Here is a 20,332-nt window from a genome sequence, read left to right on the forward strand (position 1 = left end):
AGCATGGGCCATCCCGCCATCCTGACCGTTGACGACGACCCGTCGGTCTCCCGCGCCATCGCCCGCGACCTGCGCCGCAAGTACGGCGAGCAGTACCGCATCGTGCGCGCCTCCTCGGCCGCCGAGGCGCTGGACGCGCTCAAGGAGCTGAAGCTGCGCGGCGGCCGGGTCGCCGTCATGCTGGCCGACTACCGGATGCCGCAGATGAACGGCATCGAGTTCCTCGAACAGGGCATGGACCTGTTCCCCAACGCCCGCCGAGCCCTGCTGACGGCGTACGCCGACACCGACGCGGCGATCCAGGCGATCAACCTGGTCGACGTCGACCACTACCTGCTCAAGCCGTGGGACCCGCCGGAGGAGAAGCTCTACCCGGTGCTCGACGCACTGCTCGACGCCTGGCAGGCGACCGGCGACCGCGAGATCGAGGACATCCGGGTCGTCGGGCACCGGTGGTCCGAGCCGTCGTACCAGATCCGCGACTTCCTGGCCCGCAACCTCGTCCCGTACCGCTGGCTGGCCGCCGACGAACCGGAGGGCCGCCGCCTGCTCGAGGCGGCCGACGCCGGGCCGGAATCCATTCCGCTGGTGGTGACCGCCGACGGGCGGGCCCTGGCCCGGCCCACCACCGCCGCGGTCGCCGAGGCGGCCGGCCTGCCCACCACCCCCGGCCGGGACTTCTACGACCTGGTCATCGTGGGCGGCGGGCCGGCCGGGCTCGGCGCGGCCGTCTACGGCGCCTCCGAAGGCCTCAAGACCCTCCTGGTGGAACGCCAGGCGATGGGCGGCCAGGCCGGCCAGAGCTCCCGCATCGAAAACTATCTGGGCTTCCCCGACGGCATCTCCGGGGTGCAGCTCACCGACCGGGCCCGCCGGCAGGCCACCAAGTTCGAGGCCGAGGTGCTCAACACCCGCGAGGTCACCGGGCTGCGGCTGGACGGCTCGGCCCGCACCCTCACCTTCGCCGACGGCGGCGAGATCTCCGCGCACTCGATCGTGCTGGCCACCGGCGTCGCCTACCGCCCGCTGCCGGCCGACGGCATCGCCCGGCTCACCGGCTCCGGCGTCTACTACGGCTCGGCCTCCACCGAGGGGCCGGCCTGCGCCGGCGCCGACGTCTACATCGTCGGCGGGGCGAACTCGGCCGGACAGGCCGCGCTCTTCTTCTCCCGGTACGCCAAGAAGGTCACCCTCCTGGTGCGCGGCCAGTCGCTCGAGGCCTCGATGTCCTACTACCTGATCCAGCAGTTGGCGCAGACCGACAACATCGAGGTCCGCACCAACTGCGAGGTGCTCAGCGCGCACGGCGACGGCCACCTGCAGGCCATCACCATCTGCGAGAACAAGGGCACCCTGGAGACCACCGTCGAATGCGGCGCGCTCTTCATCTTCATCGGCGCCGAGCCGCGTACGGACTGGCTCGGCACCACGGTGGCCCGCGACGAGAAGGGCTTCGTCTACACCGGGCCCGATCTGCTGGCAAACGGGTCCCGTCCGAAGGGATGGGATCGGGACCGCGATCCGTTCTACCTGGAGTGCAGTGTTCCCGGCATCTTTGCCGCCGGCGACGTCCGGGCCAACTCGGTCAAACGGGTGGCCTCGGCGGTCGGCGAGGGCGCGATGGCCGTCACGCTGGTCCACCGTTACCTGGAGGCGCAGTGATGTCCGACGTTCCTACTCTCGTCCCGTGTGACCCCGGTGCGCTGACCCCGGACGAGCTGCGCACCCTCTTCCTGTTCGAGAAACTGACCGACGAGCAGCTCCGCTGGATCGCCGACCACGGTTGCACCATGCACATGCCGGCCGGCGGCATGGTGATCCGCGAAGGTGACCCGGCCGAGCAGTTCTTCGTGCTGCTCAGCGGCACCATCGCGCTGTCCCGCCGGGTCGGCCAGGACGACGTGCAGACCTCACGCACCGAGCAGCGCGGCGTCTACATGGGCGCCACCCAGTCCTACCTGCGCGACGACGGTGTACCGCGCACCTACATGGCGAGCATGCGGGCGCTCGACGACGCCGATTTCTTCGTGATGTCGGCGAACGACTTCGGGCACATGATGCGCGAGTGGTTCCCGATGGCCATCCACCTGCTCGAGGGCCTGGTCATGGGCATGCGCAGCTCGGCCGCCGCGATCAGCGAGCGGCAGCGGCTGCAGGCCCTCGGCGCGTTGTCGGCCGGCCTCATGCACGAGCTGAACAATCCCGCCGCGGCCGCCTCCCGGGCCACCGCCGTGCTCCGCCAGCGGGTCGCCGGCATGCGGCACAAGCTCGGTAAGCTCGCCTCCGGCAAGGTGCCCGCCGACCGCCTCGACGCGCTCGTCGAGCTGCAGGAGGAGGTCATCGAGAAGGCGTCGAAGGCGCCCACGCTGACCGCCATGCAGGCCTCCGACCGCGAGGACGAGCTCGGCGAGTGGATGGACGAGCACCGGGTCACCGGCGGCTGGGACATCGCGCCGGTCTTCGCCCAGGCCGGCATCGACATCGACTGCCTCGACGACATCGTGGTCAAGGTCGGCTCGCCCGAACTGCTCGACCAGGCCATCCACTGGATCGGCTACGCGCTCGAGACCGAGCAGCTGATGAGCGACATCGAGGACGCCACCGGCCGGGTGTCGTCGCTGGTCAACGCGGCCAAGCAGTACTCACAGATGGACCGGGCCGCACACCAGTGGATCGACGTGCACGGCGGCCTCAAGTCGACGCTGGTCATGCTCACCCACAAGATCGGCGACGGCATCACCGTGGTCAAGGACTTCGACCGCTCGCTGCCGCAGATCCCGGCCCACCCGGCCGAGCTCAACCAGGTCTGGACCAACCTGATCGACAACGCGGTGCAGGCCATGAACGGCGTCGGCACGCTGACCATCAAGACCTACCGGGAGGACGACCACGTGGTCGTCTCGATCGGCGACACCGGGCCGGGCGTGCCCGAGGACCTGAAGAAGCGGGTCTTCGAGCCGTTCTTCACCACCAAGCCGGTGGGCGAGGGGACCGGGCTGGGCCTGGACATCTCCTACCGCATCGTGGTCAACGGCCACGGCGGCGACATCGTGCTGAAGTCCGAGCCGGGCGACACCCGCTTCCTGGTACGGCTGCCGCTGACCGAGCCGTCGTCCGCCTGAGAAATACGGATGCCCGCGGCGCCGCCGGCTCGTAGGGTCGGCGGCATGCTGTGGGATGCGGAAACCGCCGCCGGCTATGACACACCCGGCGAGGGCATGTTCTCGCCCGAGGTGCTCGACCCGACCGTCGACCGACTCGCCGCCCTGGCCGGCGGCGGCGCCGCGCTGGAGTTCGCGGCCGGCACCGGGCGGGTCGCCCTCCCGCTCGCGGCCCGCGGGGTGCCGGTCACCGGGATCGAGCTGTCCGAGCCGATGATCGACCGGCTGCACGCCAAGGACCCAGCGTTCCCGGTCGTGACCGGCGACATGGCCACCACCCGGGTGCCGGGCGAGTTCACCCTGGTCTACCTGGTCTTCAACACCATCTCCAACCTGCTCACCCAGGCCGAGCAGGTGGAGTGCTTCCGCAACGCTGCCCGCCACCTGACCCCGGGCGGCCGGTTCGTGATCGAGCTGTGGGTGCCCGAGCTGCGCGCGCTGCCGCCGGGCCGCGCCGCCACCGTCGGGGTCGTCGAGCCCGGCTACATCCTGCTGGACACCTACGACGTGCTCAACCAGCACGTCGTCTCGCACCACTTCCGCTTCGACGACACCCGGCAGGCAACGCTGGGCCGCTCGCCGCACCGCTACATCTGGCCGTCCGAGCTCGACCTGATGGCCCAGCTGGCCGGCTTCACCCTGGAGTCCCGCCACGCCGACTGGGTCGGCACCCCGTTCACCGCCGACTCACCGTCCCACGTGTCGACGTACCGCCTGCCGTGACCAGCTGCGCGGAGTCCCGGCCGAGCTGGCCGCCGCGGCCGACGAGCTGGCGCGGGCCTTCGCCGCCCTGACCCCGGCCGAGTGGACCCGCACCGCTGTCTACAACTTGCCGACCGTCGAGTCCCGCACCCTGCTGTGGCTGGGCCGCCACACCCTCCACGAGGTGGAACACCACCTGACCGACATGACGCCCTAGGGTCCCGCCAACGCGCCGCCACCGTCGAGGAGATCGCCGCCGGGGCCTAGATCGGCATCAGTCCTCCGGGGTCGTCAGCTCGTAGAGGTGTTCCTCGGTGTCGTCGAAGTCGCGTAGGTCGATCAGCACCTGGCGGAACTGGCGGCAGCCCTCCTTCACCAGCTGCTCCATGCGCAGGGCGTCCTGGGCCCGGGCCACCGCGAGCTGCGCCTGGGCCGGGATCGCCGTGCCGCCCTCGTACTGGACGCCCTGCATCAACTGGGCCACGGACCAACCGGCGATGCGGAACTGGAACAGGTCGTACAGCCGAACCAGCTCCTGTTCCTCGGCCCGCAGGGCCAGATGGAAGAAGGCCAGGAACCGGATGGCGGTGGTCGACGCTTCCTGACTGCGCCGCACGGTCAGCTTCATGGACGGCAGAATAGCCGCATGGATTGTCGATATCCGGGGGCCGGCGGGCTGCGGGTCAGTGGTCGGCCAGGGCGATGCGGCCGTTGCGCAAGGAGGTGGCCCGCTCGGGGCGTACGCCCAGAGCGGTCGCCGTCTCCAGCAGGTCGTGGTCGCGCCGCACGACGAAGGCGTGCGTGGCCAGCAGCCGGGACATCGCCGCCGGGGTCCACGTCGAGCGCCACGGCTCGGCCGCCCACGGGTTGAAACGGCGGGCGGCGGCACCGATCAGCTTGCGGGCCACGCCGCCGAGCAGCGACGGCGCCTGGTAGTTGACGATCAGCCGGCTGCCGGGCGCCGAGCGGGCGGTGACCGCGGCGACCGTCGCGGCCACCTCGGGGCGGGTCAGGTAGGGCACCACGCCCTCCCAGATCCAGGTGGTCGGCTCGTCGTCGCGGTGCCCGGCCGCTTTCAGCGCGTCGGTGAGGCGGTCCCGGGCGAAGTCCACCGGAACGTACCGCGGCGGCTCGCCCTCCAACACCGCGGCGCGTTCGCGTTTTTCCTGCTGGGAGGCCGGATGGTCGACCTCGAAGACGACTGTCCCGGGCAGGTCGAGGCGCCAGGCCCGGCCGTCCAGGCCCGCACCGAGGATCACCACCTGCGGGGTCGGCACGGCGCGGACGGCGTCGTCGATGGCGACGGTGCGGGGCACGATGATCTCACTGCCGGCGCGGATCATCTCATACTGCATGCGCTCGGCCATGCCGTTGGGGGGCTGCTCATCCCGTACGCGTGAAACCTGCGCACGTTCCGCCTCGCGCAGCAGCGGCATGGCCGTCGGATCCGCGAAGCGGTCCGGCGCGATCCGGCCGTGCGCCACCGCCCGGCCCTGGCAGACCAGCACGGCGGTGCGGCTCGCGCGACGCTCGGTCACGCTGTGAGTCTCCCCGATGACCGCGAACGGCGCCAATCGCGCGGCGCCGTCCCGAACGCCGTACTGAACGCCCGGCTGAACGTGGACGCCGAGCGGAAGCCCGCGCGCTCGGCGATCGTCTCGATCGGCAGCCGCCGGCCGGGGTCGTTCTCCAGCAGGTCGCGGGCCCGGCCGAGGCGGGCCTCGCGGATCGTGTCGGCCACCGTGGTGTCCTCGTCCTCGAACGCCTTCTGCAGGGTGCGCAGCGGGACGCCGAGGTGTTCGGCCACCGTGGCCGGTGTCAGCGTGCCGCTGCGCAGGTACAGCTGGATGTGTCGGCGGGCACGGAACACCAGGCCGGCGGTGCCGTCGCCGCTCCGGCCGCGGCCGGTCACGTCGCCGGCGAAGCCCCGGGCCAGGTCGACGATCGATTGGGCCAGCGCCGCCCGGGACGCCTCGCCGAGCCGATCGCCGGTCATCAGCTGGTCGGCCATCAGGGCGAGCAGCCGGGGTGCGCCGTCGGCGAGCGGATAGCTGCGCGCCCCGATCGTGTCGATCTCGGCCGAGGTCAGCGGCAGGACGGTGGGGCTGAGCCGGATCGACAGAGCCCGGAAGTCCGGCGTCATCCGGACCCGGGTGACCCGGGGCACGTGCTGGACGGTCAGGTGTCCGGCCCGGCCGGCCGTCTCGGCTCGGCCACGGCCGGCCACCACCGCCCCGCCCGCGATGAAGGACCAGGCCAGCACGTCGCCCGGATCCTGGTAGCGGGTCCGCGGGTCGTCGCGGGGGTTCGACGCCTTGAGGTGGTCGAGCCGGACCGGGCCCACGGTGGTCGTACGCAGAACGGTGCTGACGGTGGGCTCGAATCCGCTCGCTGTCCGGGTGAAGTCCGGCAAATACATCACTGGCCTCCTCGGCGCCCATCCCCGGTGTGACGATGTCGATCTTCATTGCAGCAGCGTGCGGTGGTCGGATACCACGAAGAAGAGATGAAGAATGACGACGCCTTCGGGGCGATGCTGCGACGGCTGCGCCTGGCCGCCGACCTGACCCTGGAACAACTCGCCGCCGATTCGGGGCTCAGCGACCGGGCGATCAGCGACATGGAACGCGGTGTGAGCCGAGGACCCCGCGTGCGCACGATCGAGCTGCTCGCGGACGCGCTGAAACTGTCGCCGGGGGATCGGGCCGCGCTGCAGGAGGCCGCCCGGGCCGGGCGGGCCGGTGCGCAGGCCGGGGCGGCCGGGCTGCCGATGCCGCGCCGGATGGCCGACTTCACCGGCCGGGCCGCCGAACTCGCCCGCATCGCCGGCTGGGCGGGCGCCGCCCGCGAGGACGCCCCGGCGCCGGTGATCGTGATCAGTGGCGAGCCCGGCGTGGGCAAGACGTCCCTCGCCATCCGCGCCGCCGAGGCGTGGGCGCCGGACGAGCGGCTCTTCGTCGACCTGCGCGGCCTCGACGCCCGACCGGTCACCCCGGCCACCGTGCTCGGCCGGCTGATCCGCGCGGCCGACCCGTCGGTCAAGGCCGTGCCGCGCGATCTCGACGAGGCGACGGGTCTGTGGCAGGGGCTGATCCGGGGGCGGCGGTGCGTGCTGATCCTGGACAACGCGGCCGGGGAGAGTCAGGTGCGGCCCGTGCTGCCCGCGGCCGGGCCGGCCGTGGTGCTGGTGACCAGCCGGCGCACGCTCGGCGGGCTGGAGGGCGCCCGGTGGACGCGGCTCGACCGGCTGCCCGAGACCGACGCCGTGGCGCTGCTGGCCGCGATCATCGACGACCCGATGGCACCGGCCGACGATTTGCACACCATCGCCCGGCTCTGCGTACGGGTGCCGCTCGCCCTCCGGATCGCCGGGAACCGCCTGGTCAGCCGGCCGGGCTGGACGACCGGGGACCTGATCGCCCGGCTCGGTTCGCAGGACCGGCGACTGGACGCGCTGGCCGCCGGTGACCTGCGGATCGAGGCGGCGTTCACGTTGTCGTACCGGCAGCTGTCGGACGTCGGGGGCCGGATGTTCCGGCGGCTGGCGCTCGTGCCGGGGCCGTCGACCGGGCCGGATCTGGCGGCGGTCCTGGTGGACGAGCCGCTGCCGGTGGCCGAGGACGCCCTCGACGAGCTGGTCGACCTGAGCCTCGTGCAGCAGCGCACCGACGGCCGGCTGCAACTGCACGACCTGCTGCGGCTGTATGCCCACGGCCGGTTGGAGCCGGCCGAGACCGCGGCGGCGATCGAGCGCCGCAACGCCTGGCTGCTGGACCGGACAGTCCGGGCCGGGCGGTACTTCGAGCCGCGGTACGAGTCGGCCGGCTTCGAGTCGGCCGGTGCGGCCCGGGACTGGCTGGTCGCCGAGGCGGACAACTGGCTGCCGGTGCTGCTCGAGACGACCGACGACGCCCGGATCGTCGAGGTGGCCGAGTCACTGCACTGGTTCGGCGACTGGTGGCCGTACTGGCCGCAGTGGGTGGACGTCTACAGCGCCGCGGCCGCGGCCGCCGAACGGCTCGGCGACCGTCTCCTCCAGGCGATCCATCAGGGCTATCTCGCCTGGGCGCACATCCTGCCGGCCCGCCGCCCGGACCTGGCGCTGGAACCGGCGCGGCGGGCGATCGCGGCGGCCGACGCGGCCGATGATCCGCAGCAGCAGGGGTGGGCCCGGTACTACCTGAGCTGGGCCCTGCGCGACCTGCGCCGGCTGACCGAGGCGCTGACCGCCGCCCGCGAGGCCGCCGTCGAGTTCCGGCGGGCGGGCGACCGGGAGGGCCTGCCGAACGCCCTGTCGCAGGTCGCCAGCATCCTGGACCTTCTCGGTGAGTTCGACCGCGCCCGGTCCTGCTATCAGGAGGTGGTGGGCGTCGCCACCGACCCGGCGACGGCCCCACCGCGGAGCATCGGCGGCTACATCGAGCTGACCGCCCGCAACGGGCTGGCCGACCTCGAGATCCGCACCCGGTCCTGGGCGGCGGCGCGCCGCCAGATCGACCAGGCCCAGCAGGTGATCGTCGAGCTCGGTGGCTGGTCCGCCGTCCGAGCCGCGGAACTGGCGAGCCGGCGCGCGCTGATCGCCGCCCACGTGGGCGACGGCGCCCTGGCCCGGGCCGAGCTCGACCAGGTCGCGACCCTGCTGAACAGTGCCGGGGAGGCCGAGACGCCGCCGCCGATCGCGCGCCGCGTCGCCGAGGCCACCCACCTGCTCGGCGGGTGACCCCGGCCGTGCCGGTCAGGCCGCGAGCACCGCGGACAGGTGCGCGACGGCCTGCTGGATCGCGGCCTTCGACTGCGGGGTGCCGTGCAGGCTGTTGACCATCACGAAGTCGTGGATGATCCCGCCGTAGCGGACCGCGGTGACCTCGACGCCGGCCTCGCGCAGCTTCGCGGCGTACGCCTCGCCCTCGTCGCGCAGCACGTCGCACTCGCCGTTGATGACCAGCGCCGGCGGCAGGCCGGCCAGGTCCTCGACGCTCGCCCGCAGCGGTGCGACGGTGATCAGGTCGCGCTCGGCGTCGCTGGTCGTGTACTGGTTCCAGAACCACTGCATGGCGTCCCGGCGCAGCCAGTAACCCTCGGCGAATTCCAGGTACGACGCGTTGTCGAAGGCGGCGTCGGTGACCGGGTAGAAGAGCACCTGGCCGCGGAACGTGACGTCGCCGCGCTCCTTGGCCATCAGGGTCAGCGCGATCGCCATGTTGCCGCCGACCGAGTCACCGGCGATCGCGATCCGGGAGCCGTCCAGGCCGTGCTCGGCGCCGTGCTCGCCGATCCACCGGGCGACCGCGTAGGACTGCTCGTTGGCGACCGGGTAGCGGGCCTCGGGCGAGTGGTCGTACTCCGGGAAGACCACCGCGGCGCCGGTGCCGACCGCGAGGTCGCGGACCAGCGCGTCGTGGGTGTGCGCGTCGCCGAACACCCAGCCGGCGCCGTGCGTGTAGAGCACCACCGGCAGGTCGTTCCCGGCGTCGAGGGGCTTGACGATCCGCACCTTCAGGCCGTCGACGGTGATCCACACGTCGTCGACCGCGGGCTTCTCGATCGGCGAGTCCTGCACCGAGTCGACGATCTTGCGGCCCTCGGCGGGCGGCAGGTCGAACAGGAACGGCGGGGTGTCGGTGGCCTCGCAGAACGCCAGCGCGGCCGGGTCGAGGGCGTAGTTCTTCGGGTTCGCGGTCACTTCTCGACCTCGCGGACGGCCTTTTCGATGACGTCGGCGACGTCCTTCGGGTTGGTCTGCATGACCAGGTGCGGGCCGTCGATCTCGACCACCTCGCGCACCCCGGCCCGCTGGTAGCCGAAGCGCTCCACGTCCGGGTTGATGGTGTGGTCGGCCGACGACACGATGCCCCAGGACGGCTTGGTCTTCCACGCGGCGGCCGGGGCCGCCTCGCCGAACGCCTGGGCGGTGAGCGGACGTTGCGACACGGCCAGCACCTCGGCGACGGCGGTGTCCACGCCGGCGGCGAAGACGGCCGGGAAGGCGTCGACCTTCACGGAGACGTCGGTGCCACCCGGGTAGGGGGTGTAGACGAGGTTCGCGGCCAGGTCCGAGTCGGGGAAACCGCCCTGCAGCTGGCCCAGGGACTCGCCCTCGTCGAGCGCGTAACCGGAGACGAAGACCAGCCCGACGACGTTGTCGGCGGTCCCGGCGACACCGATCACGGCGCCGCCGTACGAGTGGCCGGCGAGCACGACCGGGCCGGTGATGCTCTCGCAGAACGCCTTAACCGAGGCGCCGTCCTCGATCAGGCTGCGGTTGTAGACGGGCGGGACCAGGACGGAGTGGCCGCGATCGAGCAGTTCCCGGGTGACCGGAGCCCACGAGGCGGCGTCGGCGAACGCGCCGTGTACCAGAACGATGGTTGCTGACATGACTCGATCGTGTCGCCGCGGCGAGCGCGGAACGCCGTCGTGCGCGTCCGGTCATGTGAGCCTGCGCGTCGTGCGAAGAATTCGCGTGAAGTAGAAGCACAGCGACCCCACAGTTGATCCATGGATTGCCGCCCTAACGTCAAAACATGTTGATTCTGGTGCTTTTCGTCATGCTGGGGGTCGGGGCGGCGGTTGCCCTCGCCGGCGGGCGCCGCGGCGCCACGATCCGGGACGACCAGGCGGCGGGGGACTCGCGCGCCGAGGCGCAGCGGTGGTACGAGCGGCTCGGCGGCCAGCTGGTGAACCTGCCCAACGACAACCCGATCGCCCGGCAGGCGCTCGCCGACGCGGCCGAGCGACACCAGGCCGCCGGTGCGCAACTGGCCCAGGCTCGTACGGTCGTGCAGTTCCAGCTCGCGCGGGAGACCGCGTTGGAGGGGCTGGCCTACGTGCGGGGCGCCCGTACCGCCCTCGGCCTCGACCCCGGCCCGGAGTTGCCGCCGATGGCGGCGTCCCGCGGCACTGGGATGATCATGGAAGAGCGCGAGATGAACGGCTACCGGATCGGGCCGCGGTCCAGCGCCGCGACGCCCTACTACTACCCGGGCGGCTACGTCGAGGGCCGGCCGGTGCCGGCCGGCTGGTACTCGACGCCCTGGTGGAAGACGGCCCTCGCGGCCGGCGCAGGCACGGTCGGCGGCATGCTGATCTTCGAGAGCCTCTTCGGCGGTCACCACGGCGGACCGGGTGGTCCGGATATGTTTGACCTGTTCTGAGTGACCAGGGGCACGTGTGGGCTTGGCCGCGATTCGTTGTCGCGGCCATGCCGCGAGAGAAGGCTTGCTTCCGTACGCGTAAGTAGCGAGCGGAGAGGCAGACATGTCCATGCGACCCGGCTGGAGAGCATGGGCGGTATGGTCCGCCGGTCTCGCCGCCTACATCATGGCGGTGCTGCACCGTACGTCCCTCGGTGTCGCCGGGCTCGACGCGCAGGACCGGTTCGGTGTCGGAGCCGGGGCGCTCGCCTCGTTCGCGGTGCTGCAGCTCCTGGTCTACGCGGCCCTGCAGGTGCCGGTCGGCCTGCTGCTCGACCGGTTCGGCTCGTTGCGGCTGGTGGTCAGCGGTGGACTGATCATGGCGGCCGGGCAGGCCCTGATGGCCACCACGCACGGGGTCGAGGGTGCGGTCCTGGCCCGGGTCCTGGTCGGTGCGGGCGACGCGATGACGTTCATCAGCGTGCTGCGTCTGGTGCCGCGCTGGTTCCCGACCCGGCGAGTGCCCGTTCTCACCCAGCTGACGGGTCTGGTCGGGCAGGCCGGGCAGGTGCTGTCCGCCGTACCGCTGGCTGCTCTGCTGGCCGGTCCTGGATGGACCACCGCGTTCCTCGGCGCCGCCGGCGCCGGCCTGTTCGTCGCGATCGCGGCGTTCGCGGCCCTGCGCGACACCCCCGAGAAGAAGGTCAGCAGCGGCCCGCCGATCACCATGCGCCAGCTCGGCACCGACCTGGCCGGCGCGTGGCGGCACCCCGGCACCCGTCTCGGGTTGTGGAGCCACTTCACCACCCAGTTCACCGGCACCGTCTTCGCGCTGATGTGGGGCTTCCCGTTCCTGATCGCCGGCGAGGGCCTGCGCCGGGAGACCGCGAGCACGCTGCTGACCCTGTTCGTGCTGGTCGGCATGGCCGCCGGGCCGGTCATCGGGATGCTCGTGCAGCGTTACCCGCTGCGTCGCTCCTACCTGGTGCTCGGCATCATCGGCGCGAACGCGTTCAGCTGGGGCCTGGTGCTGGTCTGGCCCGGCCACGCGCCGATGGCGGTGCTGGTGCTGCTCGTCCTGGCGCTCGGCCTCGGCGGCCCCGGCTCGATGATCGGCTTCGACTATGCTCGCACCTTCAACCCGCCGAACCGGCTCGGCACCGCGACCGGCGTGGTCAACGTGGGCGGCTTCGTCGCCTCGCTGGTCTCCATCGAACTGATCGGGCTGATCCTGGACGCGCGCACCGGCGGGAGCTCCGACTATGACATCGGCGACTTCCGGGTCGCCATGTCGGCGCAATATCTCATCTTCGTCATCGGGCTGATCGGCATCCTGCGTAACCGCAGGCTGGCCCGGCGGCACCTGGCCGCCGAGGGTGTCGTGGTGCGCCCCCTGCGGGTGGTGCTGGCCGAGCGGCGGGGTTTAGCAAAGAGCCGTCAGGTAAAGGCAGAGACCTTATCGAGAGGAACCCAATAAAGAGGGCAGAGGAGGACATGGCCGAGCACGCACCGGACCGCATGTGGTCCGGCATCGACATCCCGAAGACCATTGCCGGAGTGCTGGCTGCGGTGTCGGCGGCCGTCATCGGATCGTTCCTGGGCGTGGCCGGCACGCTCGTGGGCGCGGCGGTGGCGAGCCTGATCGGCTCGGTGGGCACCGAGATCTACCACCGTTCCATCGATCGCGGGCGCAAGAAGATCCAGGGAACGTTCCTGGCGCCGGCCGCGGTGGGCACGCCGCCCGTGGAGGCGGCGGCCGAGGAGAAACCGTCGGCGCCACCGACCCCCACCAGGATCCGATGGGCCCGGGTGGCCATGGTGGCCGGGGCGCTGTTCGTCCTGGCCATGGGCACGCTGACGGTGGCCGAGCTGGTGTCGGGCAAGTCCATCGCGGACGCGACCGGCGGCAACACCAGTGGTTCCACCACGGTGAGCAGCTTCCTCTCCGGGAAGAGCCGGAAATCGGATAAGCCGCCCGCGACCACCGAGTCGCCGGCGCCGACGTCGCCGAACTCAACGACTTCTCCTACCGACCAGGCCACCACCGACCCCGACCAGCCGGCCCAGCAGGCCACGACCGGACCGACGGACGCACCGGCCACTGACGCACCGACCACCGAGGCGCCGACCGGCACCACCGGGGACAGCGACACCACCGGCGACAAGCCGGGCGCCGATACCGGCAACCTCGACGGCGGAAGCGGCGGCGGCGCGGATACTCAGAATTCGAGCGACGGGACGGAGTGAACATGGACGCCAAGGACATCCTGACCGACGCCTTCGGGCGTCTCCCCGACCTGGTGCACGCCGCCGTGCAGGACCTCACCCGCGACCAGCTCGCGTGGGCTCCGGCACCCGGCGCCAACTCGATCGGCTGGCTCGTCTGGCACCTGACCCGGGTGCAGGACGATCACGTGGCCGACCTGATCGGCACCGAGCAGCTCTACGCCACCGGCGGCTGGGCCGAACGTTTCGGCCTGCCGGCCGACCCGTCCGACACCGGCTACGGCCACACGCCCGACCAGGTCGCCGCGGTCAACCCGGAGAGCTGGCAGGTGCTGGACGAGTACTACCGAGCGGTGCACGAGCGCACGCTGGACTTCATCGCCGGCCTGACGGCCGACGACCTGGACCGGGTGGTCGACAAGGCCTGGGACCCACCGGTCACCCTGGGCGTGCGCCTGGTCAGCGTCTACGACGACGACGCCCAGCACGCGGCCCAGGCGGCCTACGTCCGCGGCCTGCTCTGAGAGCATTTCCGAGGCGGGTACGCGGTAAGCCGCGTACCCGCTTTTTCATGCCGGGCGGAGACCGTCGAGCAGAAAGGCCAGGCTTCGATCGAGTACGCCGGCCGGATAGTCGCCGGTCTCCGCGGCCATGCTGGCGCCGCGGAGCAGGGCAAGGATCTCGGGGAGGGCGGCATCCGGGCGTACGGCCCCGGCCTGTTGCGCCTCGCGCAGGAGATCGTCGATGGCTTTCCGCATCTCCGCCGCTTGGCCGGCCTGGCCCGCCTTGGGGTCGATGCCGGCCGTGCGCAACGCGTCGATGTAGGCCTTCTTGCCGGCGGCGTCGACGACGACGCGGGTGAAGAACGTGAAGAACGCGGTCCGGGGCTCGCCGGAATCCCGCAGCTGGGCCGCCTCGGCCAGTAGCTCGTCGACGCGCGCGGTGACGATCGCCTGGTAGAGGGCTTCCTTGGTGGCGAAGTGGCGATAGACCGTGCCCACGCCGACCCCGGCCCGCCGAGCGATCTCGTCCATCCGGGCGGACAGACCCTGCTCACCCAGCACCGCCTCGGCCGCCCGCAGCACCTTCTCGCGATTACGCACCGCATCTGAGCGCGCCATGGCTCCCTCCCGTCATGCGGAATCCGGATTCCGTATATTGAAGTGGAATCCTGATTCCGATTCTAGTGAGGTCCGCATGCCCTACTCGCCACTGGGCCACTCCGGCCTGCACGTCTCCAACGCCTGCCTGGGCACGATGAATTTCGGCACCGACCCGCAGGCGCCCACCTCGGAGGCCGAGGCCGGCCGCATCATCGGGACGTTCCTCGACGCCGGGCACAATCTCGTCGACACCGCCGACACCTATCGCGGCGGCACCAGCGAAGAGATCGTCGGCCGGGCCATCGCCCACCGCCGAGCCGACGTGGTGCTGGCTACCAAGGGCGCCGCACCGCAGGGCGACGGCCCGAACAACCGGGGACTCTCCCGCGCACACCTGACCCGGGCCCTCGAGGCCAGCCTGCGCCGGCTCGGCACCGATTACATCGACTTGTATCAGTGCCACGTACCCGATCCGCACACACCGATCGACGAGACCATGGCCACCCTGGACGGCTTCGTCCGCTCCGGCAAGGTGCGCTACCTCGGCTGCTCCAACTTCACCGCGGCCGGCGTGGTCTCGGCGCAATGGGCGGCCCAGCGTCGCAACGGGACACCGTTCGTCAGTCTCCAGGTGAGCTATTCGCTGCTGGACCGGGACATCGAGACCGAGACCCTGGCCGTCTGCCGGGAACACGGACTCGGCATCCTTGCCTACAGCCCGCTGGGCAGTGGTGTGCTGGCCGGCCGATACCGGCGCGGCGCCGCACCCTCGCCGGGCTCGCGGCTGGCCGAGTGGGCGGCCATGCCCGGCCCGCGCGCCCGCGCCTACGTGGACGCGCTCCTGACCGACCGCCATTTCGACATCGCCGACGATGTCGCCACGGTCGCCACCGGACTGGGCACCACGAGCGCGACCGTCGCCGTGGCCTGGCTCGCCACCCGGCCCGGGGTCACCTCGGTGGTCCTCGGCCCGCGCACCGCCGACCAGCTGGCCGCCAATCTGGCCGCTCTGGAGTTCACCCTGCCCGCCGCGGTCACCGCCCACCTGGGCTGATCCTTCTGGATTGTTCCCTCCCCATCGCCGCCGGTGCTCGCGTGCCGTCGGCTTTGCGTCGCCGTTGCAGGATGGGCGGCATGCGTCGGTGGGCTCCGGTGGCCGTGGTCGGCGGCCTGCTCGCGTGGACCGCGCTGGCGACGCCGCTGAGCGTTGCGGTCGGCGAGTACTTCGCCTACTACGACCCGCAGTCCGACCCGGAGCGGCTGGAGTTCCACCGCGACCTGGCGGCGCACGTGTACACGACCGGGCATTGGCTCGGGCAGCTCGTCGCGGCGCTCGCCGGCGCCTGGCTGGTCGCCCGCTCAGGGGTGTACCGCCCGGCCACGATCGGGCGGGCGGCCCTGGCCGGTGTTCTGCTCGGCCTCGTCACCGGCGCGGTGGCGATCGCCGCCGGCATCCGCCCGATGCGCACCAACGGGTACCCGAGCGTGGCCGCCGACCCGACGATGCTCTCCGAGCCCGCGCTGCGCTGGTGCCTGCTGGCGAGCTCGGTGTGTTTCCCACTGTGGGCGATCATCGGGGCGGCCATCGGCGGGCTGATGCGCAGGGGCGGGCTGGTCGTCTCCGCGGCCGCGGTTCTGTGCCAGCCCGTCACACTCCTGTTGGTGGTGGGGGTGGTCGCGCCGCCGTCGAGCCACCCGGTGGCGGTGTCGCTGATCGTCGACACCGGCCGCGCGGCGCTGCAGATGGTGGCGATTCTGCTCGCCTGGGCCACCGTGGCCACGGCGGCGGCAATCGTCGTGGGACGGCACCGGAGGGGTACGGTTGAGACGTCCCGGGAGCGATGACACCCCCCTGCTGAGGTGCCGCCACGCCGGCCTTTCCCCCGGAGGGGGATGCCATGTCCAACGATCTTCACCAGCCCGCCGAAACCTTCCCTGAACCGCCCGTCACGGAGCTGTCCGACTCCCCGGCAGCGCGGCACACCCGCACCGGCGCCGCCTGGTTCGGCATCTGCCTGGCCGCGGTGGTGCTGGTGTTCCTCATCGTGTTCATGCTGCAGAACACCGACTCCGTCGAGGTCACGTTCCTCTGGATGCATGGCAACCTGCCGCTCGCGCTGGCCCTGCTGGTGGCAAGCGTCGGCACCGCCATCGCCACCATGATCGTCGGTGCCGCCCGCATCATCCAGCTTCGCCGTCAGGCCCGCCGCCAACGCCACTGACAGCATGACCAGGCGGTCAGCTTCCGGCGACGGCCTTGCAGTTCTCGGAATCGGTGCCGGTGGCCAGCTCCTTGCCGTCGACAGACACGACACTCACCGAGCCGACACCGTGGGTCGAGGCCTCGCTGGCCGCATTCTGGCAGAGGCTGGCGGCCTGGTCGCCCTCATCGGCGCCCAGTGACGTGGCCACGATCGCCTTGTCGCAGGTCGGCACGTCGACCGAGGTCACCGCGCCCATGCCGGTCAGCGACGCCTTGATCTCGGCTTGCGCGGCACCGCAGTCCTGGGCCGGCGCGTCCGTCGTCATGGTCGCGGGCCCGATCCTCGCGCCGTTGCTGTCGTCCGATGTGCCACACCCGGCGGCGAGGCCGAGCAGAACGGTGAGACCGACCGCAGCGATGACCTGTCCGTACCGGTGGTGGCTGAAAGAATTCACTCGCATGATCCGCACAATGGCAGCCTCACGCGATTACGGCAATAGCCATTCCAAGTGCTGTTCGGCGTTAAGAGTTCCTTTGGAGCGGCCCGATAAAATGAATATCAAAAAGCCTTGTCGGCGTTGGCGGAATTCGGGGGAAAGGCCGCGGTGACCGGTCTTTCGGCCGGCCACCGCGGTGGGAACGGAATCAGTGCCGGCGCCAGGTCCACCGGTTGCCGGAGGGTGCCAAGTCGGTGCTGACCGGCGCCGTTTCAGCGGCAACCGTCGCGGCCGCGGTGGCCGAGTCGGCGGGTGGTGTCACGCCGTCACAGCCGCCGGAGTCGGGGCGGCCGGTCAGGAAATACGCCTCGAGGTGCTCGGTGCACTCCGGCACCCGCGCGACCGAACCGTGAATGTCGTCCTCGACCGTGAATACGGTGCCGCCGATCTTCGCCTGCACCTGGGCGATCCACGGGAACGGCGTCGGGCTCTCCCACCGGTGCCCGGACAACTGCAGCGAGCCGTTCGACCGACGCAGCTGGAACGGTTCCTTCGCGGGGATCGGCCAACCGGCGCACATCTGGGTGAAGGGCGCCAGGCCCGCGGTGATCGGGAACTCCCGCTGCCAACTCCGGTACGTCTTCCAGAAGGTGGGGAAGTCGTGCGGACTGGTGTCGTCATTGCACAGGATCGCCCGCCCGGCGGTGTCGTTGAACTGCTCGGGAAGATCGGCCGGCGGCTCGGTGGGCTCCTGCGGCCCGTCGCCGATGAGGATCGGCCGGAGCGCGTCCGGCACCGGATCGCCGGTCTTCGCCGTGGCCAGCGCCGCCAGCGCGGGCGTGGCTTCGGCCCACAGCGGGCTGGGCGCGACGGCCAGGAAGGCGGCCAGGTTGCCGTCGATCGGCTGGTCGAGGTCGCTGAATTGGATCGGCGCCGCATCCAGCTTCGCCTTCAGCTGCTTGACCAGGGCGATCACCTCCTTGACGGTGTCGCCGAGGTGGTACGTCCCGTCCCGCTCCGCGGCCCAGGCGGCCCAGCGCGGAATCTTGCCCTCGTCGGCCGCGGTCACATCATGGAAGCGCGAGTCGAGCCGGTTCGCGGTCGGGCCGACCACGCTGTCCAGCCACATCCGGCCCACCGACTGCGGGTAGAGGCTGCGGTAGACCTGGCCGAGGAGCGTGCCCCAGGAGACGCCGAAGTAGCTGAGCTTCCCCGGCCCGAGCGCCCTGCGCACCTGCTCGAGGTCGCGGGCCACGTTGGCGGTGGTGAGCTGCCCCAGGAAGGTGGGGTCGCTCTGCCAGCAGGTCCGGTTCTGCAGAACCTGGAAGTCGTAGATCTTCTTGGCGGTCTCCGCGGTGAGCGGCCCGGCCGGGATCTCGGGCGGTGTGACGTCGTCGCCCGGGCGCGCGCAGGCGGCCCGGGTGCTGTAGCCGACGCCGCGCGGGTCGAACCCGATCAGGTCGTACCTTTCGGCGAGCGCTTCGAACTGAGGGCTGGTCAGAGCCAGCTCGTGCGGCATGAGGTAGCCGCTGCCGCCCGGGCCGCCCGGGTTCACCGCCATGCTGCCCAGCCGGTGCCGCTGGTCGGCGGCCCGGAGCCGGCTGATCGCAACCGTGATCTTCGTGCCGTTCGGGTGGTTGTAGTCGAGCGGCACCTGGACGGTGCCGCAGTCGGTTCGGGCGAGCAGCGCCCGGATCCTGGGTAGCTCCTCCGGCCGGACGCCCATCGCTTCGAGGGTCTCGTCCGAGTAGGCCACGCATTCGCTCCACGTCACCGCTGGTGGCGCCGCGCTCGCCGCGACCGGCGGGGCGAGGGCGACGAGCCCTGCCCCGGCCGCCATGACGAGCACCCCGATCCCGGCGACAGTTCCTGTGCGTCGTGTCATGCAGAGATTGATACAGGTGGACGCGTCACACCGAGGTAACCAAAATCGTCCAGGCTTCTCTCAGCCACCGTCCACCTTGTGTCACGGAGTGTGAGGGGTTATCTCGTCGCCCTGATCACGGCGTACATTAGATTTGATTAACGCCCTCTCTGAAGTCTAATGATCGCTTGCTGGCGCGTGTCCTGCCGACCGCGAGACAATCTGTTTATGCGGCAGCTGGAGTTCTTTAGCAGGTCTTAGATTGCCGCTATGCGTGACCCGATGAGAGCGCGGAATTATTGGCCGGGGAAAGCGGAGTTTCGTCGCGATCATGAGCGGCGCCGGCGTTGGGGGCTCAAGCGGCGCCACGGGTGGAGGGTGTGCCGGTCGAGAGGCCGTTCCCGCACCTGCGGGGAGCTTGGTCTGCATGAGGACGTCGAGAGTGTTCCGCCGCTGATCTGGCCGGAAGGGGCGACGTGTGTGCGGCCGTCCGGTCGGGCCGAACCCGCGGCCCGGTCAGTGCCCGAGGCTTGCATGCCGGCTGTTCCTGCAGGCCAGGCAACGGACGCCGCTGTCGGGGACGACGCTGCCGTTCGGGACGACGCCGCCGTTCGGGACGATGCTGCCGTTCGCGACGACGCTGGGCGGGCGGAACCGCGCGAACAACAAAGCCACCGGATGGCCCGGCCCTGGCGATCACCCGGGGCTGCTGGCGACCGCCGACCGCCGTCGGCAGGGCGTGGCCCGGTGTCCGGAATCGGCAGCGCCGTCCGGCATGGCACCTCCGATCGGGCGTGGCCGACGTCGGGTCACCGCAGGTGAGGAATGCGCACCGTTTCATGAGAAATCAATCGGGGGTGGTCGCTACGCCGGGAAGTCCGTCGGCTTGGTGTGGGGTTAGGTGTTCCAGCTCTGTCAGGTGTAGCCTGACGGCGTCAGGATATGCCTGACAAGCCGCTATCGCCGGGAGACGCCATGCCGAGTGAGACGAACACGGCCATCCAGTTGAGCTGTTCCTTCTGTGCCAAGCCGAGCTCGGACGTCGAGAAGGTGATTGCCGGGCCTGGCGTGTACATCTGTAACGAGTGCGTCGGGCTGTGCAACGACGCCCTGCGGTCCGAGCAGCCGGATCCGGTCGAGTCGGGCACGCGGCTGTCGGCCTGGGAAGAGGGGATGGCCGATGAGCAGATCCTGGACCAGCTTCCCCGCGTTGCGGCGGTGGGGGCGCAGACCGAGGCCAGTCTCCAGCGGCTGGTCACCCTCCTACGGCAGCGGAAGGTGACCTGGGCGCGCATCGGCGCCGCCCTCGGAATCACCCGGCAGTCCGCGTGGGAACGGTTCTCCGGTGAGGAGTAGGCGTTCCAGCAGGGCGGCAACCCTGGGGGCCGACGGCTGGTGGACCACGTGGTAGGTGACTGATGGCAGGTCGAGGAGTGGGTGGGCGATCGAGCCGGATGAGGGGGCACGCAGCCGTTGACGATCGGCACGAGCAGGACCTGGGGG

The 20,332-nt window shown here is 71.1% G+C and carries 21 protein-coding genes; 13 read left to right on the forward strand and 8 right to left on the reverse strand.

The window, feature by feature from the left end:
- Nucleotides 1-3 precede the first annotated feature (3 nt).
- Genes Ato02nite_RS17870 through Ato02nite_RS53005 form a run of 4 tightly spaced genes read left to right on the forward strand, consistent with a single transcriptional unit; the run spans nt 4 to nt 4,080 of the window.
- Complete coding sequence (locus Ato02nite_RS17870; RefSeq protein WP_213007664.1) at nt 4-1,662, forward strand: NAD(P)/FAD-dependent oxidoreductase; 1,659 nt, start codon at nt 4-6, stop codon at nt 1,660-1,662.
- Entirely contained in the window at nt 1,662-3,122 is a 1,461-nt protein-coding gene (locus Ato02nite_RS17875) for an ATP-binding protein (RefSeq protein ID WP_213007665.1), read from the forward strand. The genes Ato02nite_RS17870 and Ato02nite_RS17875 overlap by 1 nt, the downstream gene beginning before the upstream one ends.
- A gap of 45 nt (nt 3,123-3,167) precedes the next feature.
- Nucleotides 3,168-3,884, forward strand: a complete 717-nt coding sequence (locus Ato02nite_RS17880; RefSeq protein ID WP_213007666.1) for a class I SAM-dependent DNA methyltransferase — start codon at nt 3,168-3,170, stop codon at nt 3,882-3,884.
- Nucleotides 3,885-3,909: 25 nt separating this feature from the next.
- On the forward strand, nt 3,910-4,080 hold the full coding sequence (locus Ato02nite_RS53005) for a hypothetical protein (RefSeq protein ID WP_438873050.1): 171 nt from the start codon (nt 3,910-3,912) through the stop codon (nt 4,078-4,080).
- Nucleotides 4,081-4,137: 57 nt separating this feature from the next.
- On the opposite strand, the gene Ato02nite_RS17885 is transcribed toward Ato02nite_RS53005, so the two are convergent.
- Genes Ato02nite_RS17885 through Ato02nite_RS17895 form a run of 3 tightly spaced genes read right to left on the reverse strand, consistent with a single transcriptional unit; the run spans nt 4,138 to nt 6,282 of the window.
- Entirely contained in the window at nt 4,138-4,491 is a 354-nt protein-coding gene (locus Ato02nite_RS17885; protein WP_213007667.1) for a hypothetical protein, read from the reverse strand.
- Nucleotides 4,492-4,546: 55 nt separating this feature from the next.
- Entirely contained in the window at nt 4,547-5,401 is an 855-nt protein-coding gene (locus Ato02nite_RS17890; protein WP_213007668.1) for a class I SAM-dependent methyltransferase, read from the reverse strand.
- A complete protein-coding gene (locus Ato02nite_RS17895) occupies nt 5,398-6,282 on the reverse strand; it encodes a helix-turn-helix domain-containing protein (protein ID WP_213007669.1) in 885 nt (294 codons plus the stop codon). The genes Ato02nite_RS17890 and Ato02nite_RS17895 overlap by 4 nt, the downstream gene beginning before the upstream one ends.
- 87 nt (nt 6,283-6,369) lie before the next feature.
- Between Ato02nite_RS17895 and Ato02nite_RS17900 the strand changes: the two genes are divergently transcribed.
- Entirely contained in the window at nt 6,370-8,583 is a 2,214-nt protein-coding gene (locus Ato02nite_RS17900; RefSeq protein WP_213007670.1) for a helix-turn-helix domain-containing protein, read from the forward strand.
- A 15-nt stretch (nt 8,584-8,598) separates the two neighbouring features.
- Here the strand turns inward: Ato02nite_RS17900 and Ato02nite_RS17905 are convergent, their stop codons facing one another.
- A complete protein-coding gene (locus tag Ato02nite_RS17905; protein WP_213007671.1) occupies nt 8,599-9,546 on the reverse strand; it encodes an alpha/beta hydrolase in 948 nt (315 codons plus the stop codon).
- On the reverse strand, nt 9,543-10,241 hold the full coding sequence (locus tag Ato02nite_RS17910) for an alpha/beta fold hydrolase (RefSeq protein WP_213007672.1): 699 nt from the start codon (nt 10,239-10,241) through the stop codon (nt 9,543-9,545). Before Ato02nite_RS17910 ends, Ato02nite_RS17905 begins: the two co-directional genes overlap by 4 nt.
- A 146-nt stretch (nt 10,242-10,387) precedes the next feature.
- On the opposite strand from Ato02nite_RS17910, the gene Ato02nite_RS17915 reads away from it, so the two are divergent.
- The 4 genes from Ato02nite_RS17915 to Ato02nite_RS17930 all read left to right on the forward strand — a co-directional run bounded on the left by Ato02nite_RS17915 (nt 10,388) and on the right by Ato02nite_RS17930 (nt 13,746).
- Nucleotides 10,388-11,017: a hypothetical protein gene (locus Ato02nite_RS17915; protein WP_213007673.1), complete on the forward strand. Its 630-nt coding sequence runs from the start codon at nt 10,388-10,390 to the stop codon at nt 11,015-11,017.
- Between the two features lie 103 nt (nt 11,018-11,120).
- Nucleotides 11,121-12,473 carry an MFS transporter gene (locus tag Ato02nite_RS17920; RefSeq protein WP_213007674.1) on the forward strand — a complete coding sequence of 451 codons (1,353 nt, stop codon included), beginning with the start codon at nt 11,121-11,123 and terminating at the stop codon, nt 12,471-12,473.
- Between the two features lie 17 nt (nt 12,474-12,490).
- Nucleotides 12,491-13,243 (forward strand): superantigen-like protein SSL4, encoded by a 753-nt coding sequence (locus Ato02nite_RS17925; protein WP_213007675.1) that lies wholly within the window; start codon nt 12,491-12,493, stop codon nt 13,241-13,243.
- A 2-nt stretch (nt 13,244-13,245) separates the two neighbouring features.
- A complete protein-coding gene (locus Ato02nite_RS17930; protein WP_213007676.1) occupies nt 13,246-13,746 on the forward strand; it encodes a mycothiol transferase in 501 nt (166 codons plus the stop codon).
- A gap of 45 nt (nt 13,747-13,791) precedes the next feature.
- On the opposite strand, the gene Ato02nite_RS17935 is transcribed toward Ato02nite_RS17930, so the two are convergent.
- Nucleotides 13,792-14,343: a TetR/AcrR family transcriptional regulator gene (locus Ato02nite_RS17935; protein ID WP_213007677.1), complete on the reverse strand. Its 552-nt coding sequence runs from the start codon at nt 14,341-14,343 to the stop codon at nt 13,792-13,794.
- A gap of 76 nt (nt 14,344-14,419) precedes the next feature.
- Between Ato02nite_RS17935 and Ato02nite_RS17940 the strand changes: the two genes are divergently transcribed.
- From Ato02nite_RS17940 to Ato02nite_RS17950, 3 genes are all read left to right on the forward strand, one after another.
- Entirely contained in the window at nt 14,420-15,379 is a 960-nt protein-coding gene (locus tag Ato02nite_RS17940) for an aldo/keto reductase (protein ID WP_213007678.1), read from the forward strand.
- Nucleotides 15,380-15,459: 80 nt separating this feature from the next.
- Nucleotides 15,460-16,170: a hypothetical protein gene (locus Ato02nite_RS17945; protein ID WP_213007679.1), complete on the forward strand. Its 711-nt coding sequence runs from the start codon at nt 15,460-15,462 to the stop codon at nt 16,168-16,170.
- A 53-nt stretch (nt 16,171-16,223) separates the two neighbouring features.
- A complete protein-coding gene (locus Ato02nite_RS17950; RefSeq protein ID WP_213007680.1) occupies nt 16,224-16,547 on the forward strand; it encodes a lipopolysaccharide assembly protein LapA domain-containing protein in 324 nt (107 codons plus the stop codon).
- 16 nt (nt 16,548-16,563) lie between these two features.
- On the opposite strand, the gene Ato02nite_RS17955 is transcribed toward Ato02nite_RS17950, so the two are convergent.
- Entirely contained in the window at nt 16,564-16,989 is a 426-nt protein-coding gene (locus Ato02nite_RS17955) for a hypothetical protein (protein ID WP_213007681.1), read from the reverse strand.
- Between the two features lie 184 nt (nt 16,990-17,173).
- Nucleotides 17,174-18,850 (reverse strand): alpha/beta fold hydrolase, encoded by a 1,677-nt coding sequence (locus Ato02nite_RS17960; RefSeq protein WP_213007682.1) that lies wholly within the window; start codon nt 18,848-18,850, stop codon nt 17,174-17,176.
- Between the two features lie 954 nt (nt 18,851-19,804).
- Between Ato02nite_RS17960 and Ato02nite_RS53285 the strand changes: the two genes are divergently transcribed.
- On the forward strand, nt 19,805-20,185 hold the full coding sequence (locus Ato02nite_RS53285; RefSeq protein WP_213007683.1) for a ClpX C4-type zinc finger protein: 381 nt from the start codon (nt 19,805-19,807) through the stop codon (nt 20,183-20,185).
- Nucleotides 20,186-20,332: the final 147 nt, after the last annotated feature.

The organism is Paractinoplanes toevensis (assembly GCF_018332695.1).
In the GTDB taxonomy this organism is placed as follows: Bacteria; Actinomycetota; Actinomycetes; order Mycobacteriales; family Micromonosporaceae; genus Actinoplanes; species Actinoplanes toevensis.